20 protein-coding genes are annotated in these 16,752 nt (G+C 41.1%); 6 read left to right on the top strand and 14 right to left on the bottom strand.

Translation table 11 applies throughout. The features are described 5' to 3' along the window. Positions 1-111: 111 nt before the first annotated feature. The 4 genes from C9J38_RS01240 (at position 112) to C9J38_RS01225 (ending at position 4,581) form a co-directional block, all read left to right on the top strand. Entirely contained in the window at positions 112-675 is a 564-nt protein-coding gene (locus C9J38_RS01240; RefSeq protein ID WP_107205526.1) for a sigma-70 family RNA polymerase sigma factor, read from the top strand. Continuing rightward, complete coding sequence (locus C9J38_RS01235; RefSeq protein WP_107205525.1) at positions 668-1,384, top strand: DUF3379 family protein; 717 nt, start codon at positions 668-670, stop codon at positions 1,382-1,384. The genes C9J38_RS01240 and C9J38_RS01235 overlap by 8 nt, the downstream gene beginning before the upstream one ends. Positions 1,385-1,648: 264 nt before the next feature. Next, on the top strand, positions 1,649-2,884 hold the full coding sequence (locus tag C9J38_RS01230; protein ID WP_107205524.1) for an outer membrane protein transport protein: 1,236 nt from the start codon (positions 1,649-1,651) through the stop codon (positions 2,882-2,884). A 353-nt stretch (positions 2,885-3,237) separates the two neighbouring features. Beyond that, positions 3,238-4,581, top strand: a complete 1,344-nt coding sequence (locus C9J38_RS01225; RefSeq protein ID WP_199188046.1) for an outer membrane protein transport protein — start codon at positions 3,238-3,240, stop codon at positions 4,579-4,581. Positions 4,582-4,676: 95 nt separating this feature from the next. Here C9J38_RS01225 and C9J38_RS01220 read toward each other — a convergent pair whose 3' ends face one another. The 10 genes from C9J38_RS01220 to ccmA form a co-directional block, all read right to left on the bottom strand. Next, positions 4,677-5,477 carry a VacJ family lipoprotein gene (locus tag C9J38_RS01220; RefSeq protein WP_107205522.1) on the bottom strand — a complete coding sequence of 267 codons (801 nt, stop codon included), beginning with the start codon at positions 5,475-5,477 and terminating at the stop codon, positions 4,677-4,679. Between the two features lie 68 nt (positions 5,478-5,545). Further along, on the bottom strand, positions 5,546-6,835 hold the full coding sequence (gene ccmI / locus C9J38_RS01215) for a c-type cytochrome biogenesis protein CcmI (protein WP_107205521.1): 1,290 nt from the start codon (positions 6,833-6,835) through the stop codon (positions 5,546-5,548). Further along, entirely contained in the window at positions 6,832-7,347 is a 516-nt protein-coding gene (locus tag C9J38_RS01210; RefSeq protein ID WP_107205520.1) for a cytochrome c-type biogenesis protein, read from the bottom strand. Before C9J38_RS01210 ends, ccmI begins: the two co-directional genes overlap by 4 nt. Then, entirely contained in the window at positions 7,347-7,901 is a 555-nt protein-coding gene (locus C9J38_RS01205) for a DsbE family thiol:disulfide interchange protein (protein ID WP_107205519.1), read from the bottom strand. Before C9J38_RS01205 ends, C9J38_RS01210 begins: the two co-directional genes overlap by 1 nt. Beyond that, positions 7,894-9,876, bottom strand: coding sequence for a heme lyase CcmF/NrfE family subunit (locus C9J38_RS01200; RefSeq protein ID WP_107205518.1), 1,983 nt, complete (start codon positions 9,874-9,876; stop codon positions 7,894-7,896). The genes C9J38_RS01205 and C9J38_RS01200 overlap by 8 nt, the downstream gene beginning before the upstream one ends. Next, on the bottom strand, positions 9,873-10,358 hold the full coding sequence (gene ccmE, locus C9J38_RS01195; RefSeq protein WP_107205517.1) for a cytochrome c maturation protein CcmE: 486 nt from the start codon (positions 10,356-10,358) through the stop codon (positions 9,873-9,875). Before ccmE ends, C9J38_RS01200 begins: the two co-directional genes overlap by 4 nt. Continuing rightward, positions 10,355-10,561, bottom strand: a complete 207-nt coding sequence (gene ccmD, locus C9J38_RS01190) for a heme exporter protein CcmD (protein WP_045082746.1) — start codon at positions 10,559-10,561, stop codon at positions 10,355-10,357. Before ccmD ends, ccmE begins: the two co-directional genes overlap by 4 nt. Positions 10,562-10,568: 7 nt before the next feature. Beyond that, positions 10,569-11,300, bottom strand: a complete 732-nt coding sequence (locus C9J38_RS01185; RefSeq protein WP_107205516.1) for a heme ABC transporter permease — start codon at positions 11,298-11,300, stop codon at positions 10,569-10,571. A 153-nt stretch (positions 11,301-11,453) separates the two neighbouring features. Beyond that, positions 11,454-12,122: a heme exporter protein CcmB gene (gene ccmB / locus C9J38_RS01180; RefSeq protein WP_107205921.1), complete on the bottom strand. Its 669-nt coding sequence runs from the start codon at positions 12,120-12,122 to the stop codon at positions 11,454-11,456. Between the two features lie 8 nt (positions 12,123-12,130). Further along, entirely contained in the window at positions 12,131-12,778 is a 648-nt protein-coding gene (gene ccmA, locus C9J38_RS01175) for a cytochrome c biogenesis heme-transporting ATPase CcmA (protein WP_107205515.1), read from the bottom strand. A gap of 115 nt (positions 12,779-12,893) precedes the next feature. Between ccmA and C9J38_RS01170 the strand changes: the two genes are divergently transcribed. After that, a complete protein-coding gene (locus C9J38_RS01170) occupies positions 12,894-13,754 on the top strand; it encodes a hypothetical protein (protein WP_107205514.1) in 861 nt (286 codons plus the stop codon). A gap of 3 nt (positions 13,755-13,757) precedes the next feature. After that, positions 13,758-14,066 carry an EscU/YscU/HrcU family type III secretion system export apparatus switch protein gene (locus C9J38_RS01165; protein ID WP_107205513.1) on the top strand — a complete coding sequence of 103 codons (309 nt, stop codon included), beginning with the start codon at positions 13,758-13,760 and terminating at the stop codon, positions 14,064-14,066. A gap of 3 nt (positions 14,067-14,069) precedes the next feature. Here the strand turns inward: C9J38_RS01165 and C9J38_RS01160 are convergent, their stop codons facing one another. From C9J38_RS01160 to C9J38_RS01145, 4 genes are read right to left on the bottom strand one after another with little or no spacing between them, the layout of a single operon-like run. Then, positions 14,070-14,504: a DUF2802 domain-containing protein gene (locus tag C9J38_RS01160; RefSeq protein WP_107205512.1), complete on the bottom strand. Its 435-nt coding sequence runs from the start codon at positions 14,502-14,504 to the stop codon at positions 14,070-14,072. Beyond that, on the bottom strand, positions 14,504-14,998 hold the full coding sequence (locus tag C9J38_RS01155; RefSeq protein ID WP_005370336.1) for a chemotaxis protein CheW: 495 nt from the start codon (positions 14,996-14,998) through the stop codon (positions 14,504-14,506). The genes C9J38_RS01160 and C9J38_RS01155 overlap by 1 nt, the downstream gene beginning before the upstream one ends. A gap of 24 nt (positions 14,999-15,022) precedes the next feature. Continuing rightward, positions 15,023-15,973, bottom strand: a complete 951-nt coding sequence (locus tag C9J38_RS01150; protein ID WP_107205511.1) for a chemotaxis protein CheW — start codon at positions 15,971-15,973, stop codon at positions 15,023-15,025. Then, positions 15,963-16,742 (bottom strand): ParA family protein, encoded by a 780-nt coding sequence (locus C9J38_RS01145; protein ID WP_107205510.1) that lies wholly within the window; start codon positions 16,740-16,742, stop codon positions 15,963-15,965. Before C9J38_RS01145 ends, C9J38_RS01150 begins: the two co-directional genes overlap by 11 nt. Between the last annotated feature and the right edge of the window lie 10 nt (positions 16,743-16,752).

Below are 16,752 nucleotides of genomic sequence, written 5' to 3'. Positions count from 1 at the left end.
ACCAGATCAATTTTAGTGTGAATTATCAGCTTAATTATAAAAAAGAAAGGTAAACACCTTATAGCTTTCTTTATTCATAAGATTTTTGTAAGGACAACGACGGATATTGCCATGTTCAAAAATTTTTTTGGTAAGAAAAAACACGATCCCTCGGTCTCTTTAGATATGGACAAACAAAGAAAATACGAGGCCCTTGTTAGGGCTTGGCATCGGGATCTCTACCGTTACGCATATTGGTTGTGCCACGACCAGCATATTGCTGAAGACTTGGTACAAGAAACATGCTTACGCGCATGGCGTTCCCTTGATAGCCTACAGGATGATAAAGCTGCTAAGGCATGGTTAATCACCATACTTAGGCGTGAAAACGCACGTCGGTTTGAAAGAAAACGATTTGATTTGGTTGATATTGATGACCATGCAATTGCTGATTCCACACCCAGTGTTGAAATGAATACTGAGCAACATATGCTTCAACGTTTAATCATGAATTTGGCACCGGAGTATAGAGAACCACTCATTTTACAGGTCATGGCTGGTTTTAATGGTGATGAAATTGCAGAGATCCTTGAACTTAACCGAAACACTGTGATGACTCGCTTATTTCGAGCCCGTAACCAATTAAAAGAGCAACTTGAAAATAAAGAGTCAAAAAGGGGGAATCAGAATGGATGAACTAGAATTTAGACGGAGATTATTAGCTGATCCACATGATAATGATCCCACTGTAACGGCATGTAAACATCAATCGATCGCAAATAAAAAGTTTTCCGATGAATTACAACAGCTTGATATCCAATTAGAGCAAGCGCTTAAAGTCGATGTACCCGATGATCTGGCGGATAAAATTTTATTTCAACAAGCTGGAGAAGAAACCAACAAGAAAAGCATTAATCGCTATTGGTCTTATGGCCTCGCCGCCTCTGTTGCTTTTGCTATTGGTCTCTTTGTTGGGCAAATGAATTTGCTACCAAGCCAACAGTTACCAATCAATAGCCTTGCCAATGTCGCACTTGAACATGTTTCTTATGAAGCAAAATTTGTCGATAACATCGATGAAAAAGCAACGTTGCAACAAGTGAATGCAAAGCTGCAACCTTTTGGTTCGGAAATGAAAGATTTACCAGGGCACATTTATTATGTGAACTATTGTGGCTTTGATGGCAAACGCTCATTACATATGGTGATGGATACACCTCAAGGTAAAGTCACAGTATTTGTTGTTCCAACCCCAAGCCATGCTATTTCTAACTCAACAGACAATAACAATGAAAGTTTAGTCGTACCGATCAGAGAAGCAAGTTTGATTATTGTTGGCGATAAGGGTCAAAACTTAATGCCAGTTGCGAGTAAAATCAAAAACGACCTTAGCTGGGAAATCTAATTTTCCTACTGATTTTTAGTCCTTCTTAATAACGGCAACACACGCTATGTTGCCGTTTTTCGCATCTGATATTTGTCGTTAAAACAACCTAAAACATCGACATTTGATACCAAAATCACTATAAGTTTCGTTAAAAAGTATTTTTACTTAGACATAACACTGGTCAGATTTGATTAAGTCAGTACACCCCCTACAATCATCGAAAATTAGCCAACATAGGCTAATAAAAAACAATAATATATATAATTAGGAATTATTCTAAGCATGAATAAGAAGCAAATTTTTACACGCTCAGTGATTACTGCTGCTATCGCCTTAGCTTCATCACAATCTATGGCAGCGGGCTTTCAGCTGAATGCACAATCTGCAACTGGTCTTGGCCGTGCATTTTCAGGTGACGGTGTTATTGCTGACAACGCATCAACAATGGCAAAAAACGCTGCATCAATGACATTATTTGATGCACCTGCACTGTCTCTTGGTATTATCGCCATTGATACTGACGTTAAAGTAAAAGATGCAACATACAATGGTTATCAGATCCCTGGTGATCAAATTGGTGGTACTAGTTACGCGCCAAACATCTACTACATTCAGCCTATCAACGATAAATTCGCTGTAGGTGCATCACTTTACTCAAACTTCGGTACTAAAACTGAGTTTAGTGATAACTACGCTGCAAATGTATTTGGTGGTTTAACTGATGTAAAAAGTGTGAACTTAGGTTTAAGTGCTGCTTACCGCATTAACCAGCAACTAAGCATTGGTGGTGGTTTAGACGTAATTTACGGCAGTGGTAAACTAAATCGCTATATACCTGCAGGAAAAATTCCAACACCTAATGGTACGATTAATACACCAAAAATTGATTTACTTGATGTTGATGCCGATGGTGTAGCACTTGGCTTTAACCTAGGTACTATCTACGAACTCGATCAAAACAACCGTTTTGGCTTATCTTACCGCTATAGCCCAACATTAGAAGCTAAAGGTGATATGCACTATGCGGGCAACGACCTTAGCGATCAGAAGCTAAAAATGCCATTACCAGATATGGCAGAATTTTCTGGTTTCAATAAGCTAAATGATAAATTTGCGGTTCACTACAGCATTCAATGGATCCGCTGGAGCGAGTTTGACGTTCTAGAAACAACTGGTGGCGTTAAATTAAATGATTACCAATGGCAAGATGGATGGCACTACTCTATCGGTGGTACTTACTACCTAAACGATCAGTGGACACTTCGTGCCGGTTACATGCATGACACTAGCGCACAGGATTCAAAAACGTCTATTTCTGTACCTGATTCAGATCGTAACTGGTTATCTGGCGGCTTTAGCTACCACCTAGACAGCAAGTCTACCATCGACTTTGGCTTAACTTACCTTATTGGTAAAGATGTTAAAGCAGATGAAACCAATCCGCTCGGTATGTCGGTTGACGCAACTACTCGTGCAAATGCATGGTTGTACGGTCTACAATACAGCCGTTCATTCTAATTTCAGCGTACACTTGAACGCTAAAATGATTAAAAGGAGCCGTTTGGCTCCTTTTTTAATCTTTTCACTACCACTTCCACCTCACTTTCCTTTCATTAATTCACTCGACACGTTCAAAATTTGTATAAATAACAATCAGAACAATACAACAACTGGTACATGTGTACGCTGAAAATAGATCAGATCAGAACAGCACGAACAAAAAGTAACGGATATAATTCCAAAATAAACAAATCAAAGGAATATTACTTCAATAAGTAGAATTTATAGCGATAAATTGTCACGCTATTAATTGTTAAGGGTATTATTCGCGACTTAGTTTCAGCGAACAATTAGCGATTAATATTAAAATGATGAATAAAAATAAAATTACATTATCTTTAACGGCTGCATTAGCATTAGGCATGAGCTCTAACGCCCTAGCTGCAGGATTCCAATTGGCTGAATATTCAGCAACAGGTTTAGGCCGCGCATTTGCTGGTGAAGCAGCAATGGCTGACAATGCCAGCGCCCAATTCCGTAACCCTGCAATGCTGACATACCTTGAAGGTACGCAAATATCAGTCGGTGCAATTTACGTTGACCCAAACATTGATGTTAAAGGGAATCTACAACTTAATGATCAAACCATAGATCAAACTGAATCTCGTGATATCGCTAATAGTGCCGTTATTCCCAATTTTTATATTTCTCGTCAATTGAACGATAAAGCAACATTAGGCCTAGCATTTGGTACAAACTTTGGTATGCGTACCGAACTTGGCACCCAGTTCACTGCCTCTCTTTTCGGTAATCAAGCGGAAGTACACACCGTTGAAATCAACCCTAATCTTGGTTACAAAATTAATGACCAATTTAGTGTTGGTGCCGGTGTGCGTTATATTATGGCAAAAGGCCACTTCGGCGCGGCACTGCCAAGCGCACTACCAGCGGCTGTTTCTGGAATGTTGTCACCACAACAGAAATATATTTATGATCAAGGCTTAGCGGGTAAAAATCTTAAATATATGGAAGGAGAAGATAATGCATGGGGTTGGCAAGCAGGTGCAGCATGGCAAATTAACCCAGCAAACCGTATTGGCGTAAGCTATCGCTCAGCTGTTGACCTAAACCTTAGCGGTCACGCTAGCGGCCTTGCATACAACAACCAAACTTTACCCGGTTCATTACCGCTTGAGCTTCCAGCATCTGCAGAGATTGCAACCTTACACCAGTTAACCGATCAATGGGCTATTCATACCAGCATCAACTGGACAGATTGGAGCAGCTTTGAAAAATTAGAAGCGAATATTCCGGCTCTTGGTTCACACAGTAACGATCTAATTAAAGAAGAAAACTGGAAAGACAACTACCGTTTTGCTATCGGTACTACTTACCAAGTAAACAGTAAACTCGCACTTCGTTCTGGTATTGCCTATGACATGGCTGCAGTTGATGAAGCCCACCGAACTCAAACGATCCCTGAAACTGATCGTACTTGGTTAAGTCTTGGTGCGGGTTACCAGTGGTCTAAGAATTTAACATTAGATGCAGGCCTGACCTACGTTTATGCGAAGAAAGCGCACCTAAACGAAACAGATAAGAGTATTAATGGCCTGGCTAGCGGCCTACTTCAACAACCAACTAAACTCTCTTTCGCTGGTACAACATCTGGTGATGTGTGGTTAGCGGGTGTACAAGCAAGCTACCGTTTCTAAGTAAAATAAAATTTATTTAGAAAAACAAGCTCGCTACAAACTATACCACATATAAAAAGACCTCCTTATTGGAGGTCTTTTTTAGTTAAGTAATATTACTGATCATCAATTTCATCAAGATAACTATCATCAAAACTATCTGCTTGTTGCTCTTGGTCAACTTTACCGTCACTGGCAACAAAGTCTTTATATTGAATATATGCATCACGAGTAAATACATATGGATCGGGTGAGTTTTCTAGCATCGCTTCTTGTTGTGCTAATGCAGCACGATCTTCCATCCCCTGAAAAAGCCATTTACCTAGCCCTTCCCAAATATTTAATAAGCTGAACATTGGGTAGAGTTCATCAGCCGCATCACCAAAACCTCGGAACGTCACAGGGCCATAAACTGGTAACATCAAATAAGGACCATTTGGTACACCATAATAACCTAACGTGTCACCAAATCGTCGATCCGCAGGTTTATTTATGTCAGCCGCAGATGCGATATCGATTAAACCACCCAATCCAAAAATTGTATTAATCCAAAAACGGTTAAAATGGGTGACCGCAGCTTTGCCATTTAACGACAGTAGGCTATTAACCATACTTGCAGGCTCATCTAAATTTGATAAAAAATTCATGATGCCTTTACGAACAGGGGTTGGCGTGTAATTAACATATGCCATTGAAACTGGACGGGCTACGTACGGGTCTAAATAGTTAAAATTAAAATCCCACATAGCACGGTTAAACCCCTCAAATGGGTCATAAACGCCATTACTATCACTGTCAGCATCAATATGATCAGTAATATTGTTAGAGGTAATTTGTTTTGACGGTTCATCTGGTGTTTGCGCACAACCGACTAGCCCCAGAGAAAGCCAAATTATTAGTAAGAAAATTCTATTCAAAACATATATCCAATAGAAAGCAGGCTGGACAATAATATCCAGCCTGCTCTATTTGTTCCAGTATTGAATCAATATTGTTTATTAATTAATACTTTTGTATCACCACCAAGCATCACTTTCTGGCTTTCACCATACCAATCACCTTGTTTCGTCATGACGTTACCATCACTATCAATACGAGCACGGACAATCATTTCAGATAATGACGATAGCTTGCGCTGCGGCATCATGCTGTCTTTATCCGTTAACGTAATGGTTAATGGGAAAGACGTTGTCAGTGGTAGCTTTACAGCTGCAATAGGCATTGGTGCACCATCAGCGCTATGAACAGAGACAATAATATCGCCCTGCTTTGGCATCACGACGTTTGGCGCTAATGAAATTGTCGCCACTATCTGCTGTTTTGCTTGTTCAGCACTGACTTTTGGCGCAGTTTCTGCCGCAGCTGCAGCAGAACCATTGACTAATGCTTTCGCTTTGTCATCAGCATTTAAACGTGCTTGTGCGCGTTCAATACTTCGATCAAGCATCGGTGCACGCGAATCATCCGGTCCGATAAGCTTTTTCATCATCGTCCAATAAGCGATCGCTTGTTCAAACTTGTTTTGCTCAAACGCATCGAAAGCGAGTAGCGATAATGCTTGCACGTTAGTATGATCTTTCTTAATGACATTGCGTAATAAGTTACGTGCCATGTCACTTGCGCCCGGCTTACCACTTAGCATTAATGACTGTGCATAACCTAACTGAATATCCTCATCAACAGGGTTTAAGTCATAAGCTTTTTTCATTGCCATTTCAGCGGTTTCACCATCACGGTTTGCCATTGCGATACGACCTAACAATAACCATCCCATAGGATCATCACCGTCATCGTGCAATTTAGTACGTAATGCTAAAGTCAAATCAGACATATCTTGATCAGACAGCGGCTCATTAGCGGCATTATCACCCAGTAAGCGTTGAGAAAGTTGAGGCAGACGGTTTACCGCATCATGCCACGCTTCTACTTTCTGAATACCGCCCACAGAGGCGTACATGCCATAGCTCACACCAACAATTAAGATAATGCCAGGTAGCAACATCCCAGCACTAACATGAGTAGATTTCTTCTCTTTACTTTCAGGTATATCATCTAACAATGACTGTTGAAGCTCAGAAACTAATTCTTGGCGATTCTCAACCAAGCCTTCTTCTGATTCGTGCTCCAGTTCATGAATACGATCTTTAAAGAATGCTTTGTTTAATTCATCTCGGCTTGCTACATCATCGTATTCTTTACCATACAACATAGGTACAGCAAAAAATGCTATTGCAATAAGCACTAAGACAGCAGTTATAATCCAAAACAGCGTCATTTGTTTACCTTTGATTGAGTATCAACACTTTTAGCATCTTGCTGTTCCATCTCTGCAAGCAGTGCTTTTAATCGTTTAGCTTCTTCCTCATCTAATTGAGCCTGCTCAACTTTTTCACCGTTTTTACGCGTACGATAAACCAGAACAGTAAAGCCAATAACGATAAACAGAATAGGACCAACCCATAAAATTGCAGTCGAAGCTGTCATCGGTGGATTGTACGTAACAAAGTTACCGTAACGCGCAATCATGTAATCAATAATTTGCTGACTGGTTTTGCCTTCTTGAAGAAGCTCAAATGTTTTCTGTCGCATATCTTGCGCTAAGGTTGCATTTGAATCAGCAATATTATTGTTCTGACACTTAGGGCAACGTAATGTTGCCGTTAGCTCTTGAAACTGCTTTTCTTGTTCCGCATTTTTAAAGTCATAGACATCAATCGATGCAAATGCTGGTAACGCCGCGGTTAGCGCAATCGTTGCAGCTATAACAAGGGCAAATAAACGTTTCATTAACCTTTTGCCTCCGCTTTTAGCTTGTTGTACAACGGCTCAAGCGTTTTTTTCCAATTTTCAGGATTAACGTCACCCACATGGCGATAACGAATAATGCCGTTAGCATCAATAATGAATGTTTCAGGTGCGCCATACACACCTAAATCCATACCTAACATACCGTTACCATCATAAAGTGTATGCAAATAAGGATTACCCAATTCAGTTAACCAACCAATCGCTTTCTCACGTTGATCTTTGTAGTTCAGACCAATGATCTTAACGCCTTGTTTCGCTAACGTATTTAAGTATTGGTGTTCTGCATAACATGTCGGACACCATGTCGCCCACACGTTAAGCAATAATGGTTCACCTTTGAAAATCGTTTGTTGATACTCTTTTCCTGGTTGGAATAGATCTTCTAATTTAAAGGTCGGTACAGGTTTACCTACCAATACCGATTCTAATTTTGTTGGATCATCACCATCAGCATTGCGGGTTAACTGCACCATAAACATAATAACCAGTGCAATGAACAAGACTAACGGAATAAAGAGGAACTTCTTATTCATGGGTTAATTTTTCCTCTGACGATTTATTACTCAGTTTTGCAGGAGTGCGGAAACGGTAACGTTTATCGCTGATCGCCAATGCGCCACCTAACGCCATTAAAAATGCCCCCGCCCACATCCAGTTCACAAATGGTTTGTAGTAAATACGGACGGCCCATGCACCATCACCAAGCTTCTCACCCATAGCAACATATAAGTCGCGAGTAATACCGCTATCAATTGCCGCTTCTGTCATCATAGAGCCAGCAACACTGTAGAAACGTTTTTCAGCATGTAGTGTTGTTACATTAATACCACGACGGCTAATGTTGAAATCAGCAATATATCCATCATAGTTAGGACCATCTGCATCACGTAATCCAGCAAAATGGAAATCATAGCCTTTCACGTTAACAGACTGACCCGGTGATAAACGTAAATCACGTTCGATATCGTAGTTAGATACTAGCGTGATACCAATGATAGATATCGCTAAGCCAATATGGCCTAACACCATCGCCCAGTGGCTACGACCTAATTTACCTAAGCCATCAACAAAAGTATGGCGGTGTGTCGAACGCTCGAATAACTCAAAACCATGCATCACAATGATCCACACCGCCATCATCATCCCTAACACCGCAAGCGGTTCAACCACACTTGCCGTAAAGTAAATAACAAGGTACGAAAATGGAATCGTGATCAGTGCCGAAATAATCATTGGCTTGCGAACATGTTTGAAATTATCGCGTTTCCAACGAACAAGAGGACCAACACCCATAATAAAAGCAAACGGGATCATCAACCATGTAAATAGCATGTTGAAGAAAGGTACACCGATAGAAACAGAGCCTAAACCAATTTGCTTATGTACCAATGGTAATAATGTACCAATAAGTACAACCACTAAGCCTGCAACAAGTAAAATGTTGTTTGCTAGTAACAGGTTTTCACGAGAGAACAAGCTGTAGTTACCACGAGAACGAATTTGACCGCCACGTAATGCATACAGCAGTAAAGAACCACCGATAACGACCACAAGGAAACCAAGAATGAACATACCGCGAGCAGGATCTGACGCAAATGCATGGACAGAAACCAATACGCCAGAACGCACTAAGAACGTACCGAGTAAACTTAATGAGAAGGCAGAGATCGCAAGCAGCACTGTCCATGCTTTAAATGTGCCACGCTTTTCTGTTACTGATAGCGAGTGCATTAACGCCGTACCTGCAAGCCATGGCATAAATGATGCGTTTTCTACTGGATCCCAGAACCACCAGCCACCCCAGCCAAGTTCGTAGTAAGCCCACCATGAGCCTAGTGCGATACCTACCGTTAGGAATGACCATGCTGCGATTGTCCATGGACGAGACCAACGTGCCCAAGCGGTATCTAAACGTCCAGTCATCAAAGATGCAATAGCAAAAGAGAATGCAACAGAGAAGCCAACGTAGCCCATGTAAAGCATTGGCGGGTGAATAATTAGACCCGGATCTTGCAATAATGGGTTTAGATCACGACCTTCGACAGGGAATACCGGTAGCGTACGTAAAAATGGGTTAGAAGTAATGATAATAAACAGTAAGAAACCCACTGCAATCATCCCCATTACCGATAAAACACGAGAAACAGATTCAAGTGGCATATCACGGCTAAAACGCGCAACAGCAGCAGCCCAACCGGCTTGGATAAGCACCCAAAGCAGCAATGAACCTTCGTGCGCGCCCCATACCGCTGTAATACGGTAATACCACGGTAATAAACTTGTCGAATTACTGGCCACATACGCAACAGTAAAATCATTGTTATAGAATGACCAACATAAAATAACAAAAGATAACGATATAAAAGCAAAAATACCGTATGCCAATGGTCGTGCCATACGCATCATTGCTTGGTTACCGACTGCAGCACCATATAGCGGATAAATACTGGCCAGTACCGATAAGGCGAGGGCAGTAATAAGGGCAAAATGGCCTATTTCAGGGATCATTGAGCACTACCTTGTAGTTGTTCTTCAGTATATTGAAGTTTTGAGTGATTTTTCTTCATCGCATCAGCGACTTCAGGCGGCATGTAATTTTCATCATGCTTAGCCAGTACTTCGTGTGCTTTTATTGTTGTTGGGCCAACGAGTACACCTTGCGCGACAATACCCTGCCCTTCACGGAAGAGATCAGGCAAAATACCATCATACGTGACAGTCACTGAAGGGCCGACATCAGCAACTTTAAAACTCACTTCTAAAGATTGAGGATCACGCTTCACAGAGCCTTTCACCACCATGCCACCAATACGTAAACGTTGACCAACTTCTGGTTTGGTGCCATCAGGCTTACCATTAACCAGCTCTGTTGGTGTGTAGAATAAATCCATATTTTGGTTTAACGCATAGAGCACTAAACCAATGGTAGCACCCAGACCTAAAACGAGCGCTAAAACTAAGGCGAGACGCTTCTTACGTCTTGGGGTCATAGCGTATTCTCCATCTTTTTCGCATCTTTAATACGTTGTTCACGTGCGATTTTATTTTTAATGTCACCTAACACGCGACGATGGGTAGCCATGCTAGAAAAGAGGATCCATAGCATCGCTACAAATGAGATACCAAACGCACTCCAGACATAAGCAGCATAACCACCCATGGCAAAAAAGTCGCTCATAGAATCAAAATGCATACCAACCTCACTTCACTAGCTCACGCACCCAAGGGCGGTGACTTTCGCGGATAAGAATTTCATTACGTAGACGGATCATAGTCACCGTACCGAAGAAAAAAGCAAAACCAACAATACCAATCAGCAACGGCCATAACATATCTGTTGACATAGAAGGCTTGGCAAATTTAGTAATGGTTGCCCCTTGGTGAAGGGTATTCCACCACTCGACAGAGAAGTGAATAATAGGAATATTGATCACACCAACAATCGCTAAAATACCCGCCGCTTTGGCTGCTGTTTTTTGATCATCAAAAGCATTATACAATGCAATAACACCAAGATATAAAAATAGAAGAATGAGTTCAGATGTTAAACGTGCATCCCACACCCACCATGTGCCCCACATTGGTTTGCCCCAAATCGCACCAGTGATCAATGCCATAAAGGTAAACACTGCACCAACTGGCGCCATTGCAGCTGCGGCCATATCCGATAATCGAATCTGCCACACTAAACCAATGAATGCGGCAATAGCCATTGATACATAAGCACCCATCGACCAGATTGCAGCGGGAACATGCAAGTAAATAATTCTAAAGCTGTCACCCTGTTGATAATCCGCTGGCGCAAACATTAAGCCCCAAATAGAACTGACAACAATGGCAATTAAGCTAATCATGGCAAACCAAGGGAGTAACTGACCGCACAAGCGATAGGTATTCTCGGCTTTAGCGTAGGGATGTAACCACTTCCACATAATGCTCTCTACTCGTTATATAGTTATAAATACGTGATGAAAACCAAGTTCAGTCACAAAATAATAGGATTTTGTGTCATCCCTTAACCTTATAAATCTCTACTGGTTGGATAAATAAACAAAATGGAAGACATCATCGCTCCCACTCTTTATTTAATTCACACTGATCCTTAGCGATGCCGCAACCGCAAACGGTGCTAACGTTAAAGAGGCCACCAACATTGCCGCCATTAATGCTAATTGCCCGTTATATGCCATCCCTAGGCCTGCAGCTTCTATTGCTGAGGTTGCGAATATAAGCACAGGTATATATAACGGTAATATGAGCAAGCTCAATAAAACGCCACCTTTTCGTAATCCAACCGTTAAAGCGACACCAATTGCCCCTAAAAAGCTTAATGTTGGCGTACCTATTAGCAATGTGAGTACAACGGCTACCCATGTATCCCAATTTAGGGATAATAAAATCGCTAATAAAGGACTAATTAATATCAGCGGTAAACCTGTCAACAACCAATGCGCAAGCATTTTAGCAAAGGCAGATACCGCTAATGGTGTCGGCATTAATAACATTTGCTCCAGCGAGCCATCGGCGTAATCATCACGAAAGAGGCGTTCCATTGATAATAACGCTGCTAACAATGCCGCCACCCAAATGATCCCAGGAGCAATACGTGCAAGCAATTTAGGCTCAGGACCGATACTTAATGGAAATAAGGTGATCACAATAATAAAGAACCACAATGGGTTCATCACATCGGCACGTCGACGAAAAGCAATTAACAATTCACGACGAATAATTTGAATAATAGAATTAAACACCGTGAGCACTACCCTAACTTAATTTTTCGTAAATGATTACTATCGGTAAACATATCTTGGTGGGTGGTTAATAACACCATGCCACCACGTTCAACATGAGATAAAAACAAGTTTTCAAGCACCTTGACACCTTGCTTATCAATCGCCGTTAATGGCTCATCAAGCACCCATAATTTATGATTACTTAACCATAGACGCGCTAATGCAACACGGCGTTGCTGACCTGCTGAGAGTTGCCCGGCTGGTACATCTTCACGCCCCGCTAACCCAACATGTGCCAATGCTTGCCATAATGCGTCCTCACCCATAACTTGTGGTGAACCCTTGAGATCTGAGCCTTGATTGCATTTATGCATGGCTTGAAAAAAAGCCAAGTTCTCAAAGGCGGTAAGTTCGCGCTTTACGCCAGTTTGATGACCAAGAAACAACAGCTCTTGATGGTAATCTTCTCGTGCAACCTGAATATCTTCTTGATTCCAATAAACTTGCCCACTATCAGCCCGGCCTAACCCAGCAATAATACGTAACAGTGTAGTTTTACCAGCGCCATTATGGCCTTCAATTTGAACTAACTCGCCACTTGATATAGTGAAACTGAGTTCGTCAAACAATAAACGTTCATCACGAACGCAGCTTAAGTCTGCTACTGACAACATATAAATGATGTATCCTAGGTGTCACAAATCAGTCCGCATGATACCACAATGGCAAATAATTTAGCTAAACTACGGACATCTTCATCGTTAACTAACGTAAGTAAATGTGAAATATATGCGTATCAATTTAACGCCCTCTCACCCCCATAGCGCAGCAAAAACTGCTCAAATTGAAAAACCTTTATCGGATAATCGAAAGAGCCAAGCGGCATTATTTACTCGCTCAGGAGGAAAAGAGCAAAACCTCATTTCTCAATTACCGCAATTATTGTTATCCATAAACAGCTTGCAACGTTTAGTTACACTTTTATCTAACCCGTTAAACTCTGGTACAGCTAAATTAGCCACATCGCCCTCTAACAACCTAAATACTATTTTCCAGCAGCTCTTTGCACCACAAAATCAAACCAGCTTAATCACTTGGTTACAACAAGGTGGAGAACGAAAACCTTTAGCTCAGTTATTACAGCAACTATCTCAACCACAAAGCCAGTTAAACCAATGGTTAAAAACGTTAAGCCCTGAGCAACAGCAAGATATTCCCGCTCTATTAAGGCTTGCCGCTGAGCAACGAGGACCAGAAACACAACGTACACAAGATACCAGTAGCATTTATCTGCAATGGCCGATGAATAACAACCAATCTATTGATATTAAAATAAAAAATGAAAATGAGGATTCAGACTCAAATGCCGACAAGAGTATCAATTCCTGTTGGACGGTCAAATTGGCATTACCTATTGGTGCAATCGATATACTTAATGTTACAGCCCAATGGAAAAACAGCACATTAACAACGGTATTTGAAACCGTTAATCCATTGTTACTACATAAAATAGAGCAGGTCTCGCCGCTACTTTTTTCTCGTATGGCACAGTTAGGTATTAACTGTGAATCTCCTAAATTTCTGCAAGCTCAAGATAAAGAGTCTAATGACCCTCTAGCCTCTTCTAATGGCTTATTGATTAAGGTCTAAGTGATGACTACAGATAATAAAACAACCTCGCATGCAGTTGCACTTAAATATGATGGTGACAAGTCTCCTTATATTACAGCAAAAGGCCACCAGCAATTAGCTGAACATATTATTGAACAAGTGAAACTGCAAGGTGGCTTAATACATCAAGATCCCGTTCTGGCACAATATCTAAATAGCTTTGATGTCGGTGATGAAATCCCACAAGAGTTATACTTGATTATTGCCGAACTGATTGCCTTTTCATGGTACTTAAACGGAAAAACCCCGCCGGGATGGGAGGGGCTTGAAGATATTAATATATCAGTATAACGATTAACGTCGACGGTGTTTTTGCATCGTCTGCTGTAAGCGAAGCAGAAGTTCAGCTTCAGCTTTAGGTAAATCACACTCATTCATCAATTCATGTACATCTGCGCCCAACTCTACCATTTTACTGGCACGGCTATATAAACGTCCTTCGGGATCGTTCATCATGATCTCTGTTTGACGATCTTCAACCACTTCTAACTGATGTGACATATCCGCCAGTTTGTGACTCATACCCATTGTTCCTGCACGCAATTCATTGAACTCTTTATTCAAGCGTTCATTTTGTAAACGGGCATTTTTCAATACAGTTTCAATAGCGGCAAATTTTGTTTCTAAACTCCGTCGCGCTTTACGCTCGCGAAGCAATAACACAGTAAAGATTAAAACCGCCAATACACTAATAACAGTAGGTATCCACTGGAGCAGAATAGTATTCATTACAAGTACGCCATCTCATCCCACTCTTCATCAGATAGCAGCTTATTAAGATCAACTAAGATAAGTAATTGTCCTTCGCGGTTACTTACACCTTGAATAAACTTCGCACTCTCTTCGGTACCCACACTTGGCGTGCTATCAATTTCAGAACTACGGAGATAAACCACTTCAGCAACACTATCGACAAGAATACCAATCACTTGTTTTTCTGCTTCAATGATAACAATACGTGTATTGTCAGAAATCTCACCCGGAGCTAAGCCAAAACGAGAGCGAGTATCGATAACAGTAACGACATTACCGCGAAGATTAATAATACCGAGCACATAATCAGGCGCACCTGGCACTGGTGCAATTTCTGAATAGCGCAAAACCTCACGGACTTGCATAACATTTATACCGTAAGTCTCATCTTCTAGCTGAAATGTCACCCATTGCAGAACCTGATCATTCGCTCCGTCTTTTTGGATCTCAGCGATATTTACCTGTGACATGCTATTCCCTCTTAAGGTCCTGTATTACTCAATACTATTTACATCCAATCCATTGTTTAGCATTGCGATCAACGCATCGACATGGATAAGTGCACACATTTTATCTTTTACCATACCCGCAAGCCAAGGGCGTTTTCCAGCCTTCTCTCGCCAGCGAATATCATTGCCATTCAGCATTTTGGTGCCATGCAGTTTATCGCTAGCTAGCCCCCATTGGCTATCGCCAAGCATCACAATATAACGATAATTATCACGATACTCATCACCAACTAGCTTCTCTGGCATTACCCAACGTGCAGTATCAACTACATCTAACTTTTGCTCGCGTGTTGACTGTAGACCCAAATACCAATTAGGACGCCCAAGTAAACGGTTAAGCTCGCCAAGTTGATGAATACCACCCAATTGCGTGAGCGCAACAGCAAATGTCACACCATTAACTTCAAAAAATAGCGCTTGAAACGCTTGTTCCATCCCATGATGTGTCCACTGCTCTGGCGGAATTAACCCTGCATCTTCAGCAATTTCAGCGGTTTTGATAACCTCCGTTTCAACGGTATCTTCCGCTATATTTTCAGTACTCGTACACCTAGGTTCAGCTTCTTTAATAGAAGTTAGTTGCTCTGGTATGACGTATTCTGTTTCTGAAAAAATTTGTTGTGGATTTGCAGTTTGTATAACATTTTCTTGAATATCATCAACATAATTTTCATCAACTTGACTCAATAGTCGTGCTATATCTTGTCGATTTGACGGCTCTGCATAATCAACAGCAACATAAGGCTGTGGCTTTAATACATTTAACTTAGGTTGAAGTAACGTAGACGCGACTTCAACATTTTCAATACTTGGTTTATCGACATCTAAAATGGGATCTTTAATCTCCGCAGGTACAGCAACTTCATTTGATTCTTCTAATAAATCAAAAAAATAATCATCTAGGGCTTGATCACTTGAAAGTGGCTTACTTTGCATGATTGTCTAACCGTTCTACATATTTTAATAACGTTTTGTAAGCAAACACACCACGACAGTTTCGGGCATATAATGATGGTGGCATATGTTTAATACTGGCATCACGGAACTTTGTATCAATAGGTACCGCAGACGCCCAAACTTGTTCAGGGAAACGAGCCTTGAGTTCTTGCAACGTTTGGAGTGATGCGCGTGTTCGTTTATCGTACATAGTTGGAACAATCGTGACATTAAAACCAGACGGCTTAGAACGCTGCATAATTTGTAACGTCCTCATCATTCTTTCCAAGCCTTTCATGGCTAAAAACTCGGTTTGTACTGGTATAAGAATGCGATCGCTCGCCGCCAATGCATTGACCATCATCACCCCCAAAATCGGTGGGCAATCTATCAGTACGTAATCATAGTCATCAACTAAACTATGCAGCGCTTTTTTTAACACTAACCCCATACCACTGCGATTTCCCATTACACGATCAAGTGTTGCCAGTGACATATGGGCAGGAATAATATCAATATTATTAAATGCTGTTTTAAGAATAAGTGGTTTTACACTGACTTTATTCACTACGGGTAATTGAAACAAATCAAATAAACTCGCGGGTACTTGCTCTGAATCAAAGTTTAAATACGTTGTTAACGATGCGTGTGGGTCGGTATCAACTAATAAAACACGTTTATTTTGCTCACTCAGCAATCCGGCTAATGTAATTGTGGTTGTGGTTTTCCCCACCCCACCTTTTTGATTAGCAATACTCCAAACAATCACCCCTTGATCC

The sequence above is a fragment of the Photobacterium sp. GB-210 genome (assembly GCF_003026075.1).
GTDB lineage: Bacteria > Pseudomonadota > Gammaproteobacteria > Enterobacterales > Vibrionaceae > Photobacterium.
The sequence above is the reverse complement of the archived record's forward strand: the minus strand, read 5'-3'. Positions and strand labels throughout refer to the sequence as shown.

What these genes read in the sequence shown, in the direction of transcription:
- C9J38_RS01240 (WP_107205526.1), top strand. Translation starts at nt 112, where the DNA reads ATGTTCAAAAATTTTTTTGGTAAGAAAAAACACGATCCCTCGGTCTCT.
- C9J38_RS01235 (WP_107205525.1), top strand. Translation starts at nt 668, where the DNA reads ATGGATGAACTAGAATTTAGACGGAGATTATTAGCTGATCCACATGAT.
- C9J38_RS01230 (WP_107205524.1), top strand. Translation starts at nt 1,649, where the DNA reads ATGAATAAGAAGCAAATTTTTACACGCTCAGTGATTACTGCTGCTATC.
- C9J38_RS01225 (WP_199188046.1), top strand. Translation starts at nt 3,238, where the DNA reads ATGAATAAAAATAAAATTACATTATCTTTAACGGCTGCATTAGCATTA.
- ccmI (WP_107205521.1), bottom strand. Translation starts at nt 6,835, where the DNA reads ATGACGCTGTTTTGGATTATAACTGCTGTCTTAGTGCTTATTGCAATA.
- C9J38_RS01210 (WP_107205520.1), bottom strand. Translation starts at nt 7,347, where the DNA reads ATGAAACGTTTATTTGCCCTTGTTATAGCTGCAACGATTGCGCTAACC.
- C9J38_RS01205 (WP_107205519.1), bottom strand. Translation starts at nt 7,901, where the DNA reads ATGAATAAGAAGTTCCTCTTTATTCCGTTAGTCTTGTTCATTGCACTG.
- C9J38_RS01200 (WP_107205518.1), bottom strand. Translation starts at nt 9,876, where the DNA reads ATGATCCCTGAAATAGGCCATTTTGCCCTTATTACTGCCCTCGCCTTA.
- ccmE (WP_107205517.1), bottom strand. Translation starts at nt 10,358, where the DNA reads ATGACCCCAAGACGTAAGAAGCGTCTCGCCTTAGTTTTAGCGCTCGTT.
- ccmD (WP_045082746.1), bottom strand. Translation starts at nt 10,561, where the DNA reads ATGCATTTTGATTCTATGAGCGACTTTTTTGCCATGGGTGGTTATGCT.
- C9J38_RS01185 (WP_107205516.1), bottom strand. Translation starts at nt 11,300, where the DNA reads ATGTGGAAGTGGTTACATCCCTACGCTAAAGCCGAGAATACCTATCGC.
- ccmA (WP_107205515.1), bottom strand. Translation starts at nt 12,778, where the DNA reads ATGTTGTCAGTAGCAGACTTAAGCTGCGTTCGTGATGAACGTTTATTG.
- C9J38_RS01170 (WP_107205514.1), top strand. Translation starts at nt 12,894, where the DNA reads ATGCGTATCAATTTAACGCCCTCTCACCCCCATAGCGCAGCAAAAACT.
- C9J38_RS01165 (WP_107205513.1), top strand. Translation starts at nt 13,758, where the DNA reads ATGACTACAGATAATAAAACAACCTCGCATGCAGTTGCACTTAAATAT.
- C9J38_RS01160 (WP_107205512.1), bottom strand. Translation starts at nt 14,504, where the DNA reads ATGAATACTATTCTGCTCCAGTGGATACCTACTGTTATTAGTGTATTG.
- C9J38_RS01155 (WP_005370336.1), bottom strand. Translation starts at nt 14,998, where the DNA reads ATGTCACAGGTAAATATCGCTGAGATCCAAAAAGACGGAGCGAATGAT.
- C9J38_RS01150 (WP_107205511.1), bottom strand. Translation starts at nt 15,973, where the DNA reads ATGCAAAGTAAGCCACTTTCAAGTGATCAAGCCCTAGATGATTATTTT.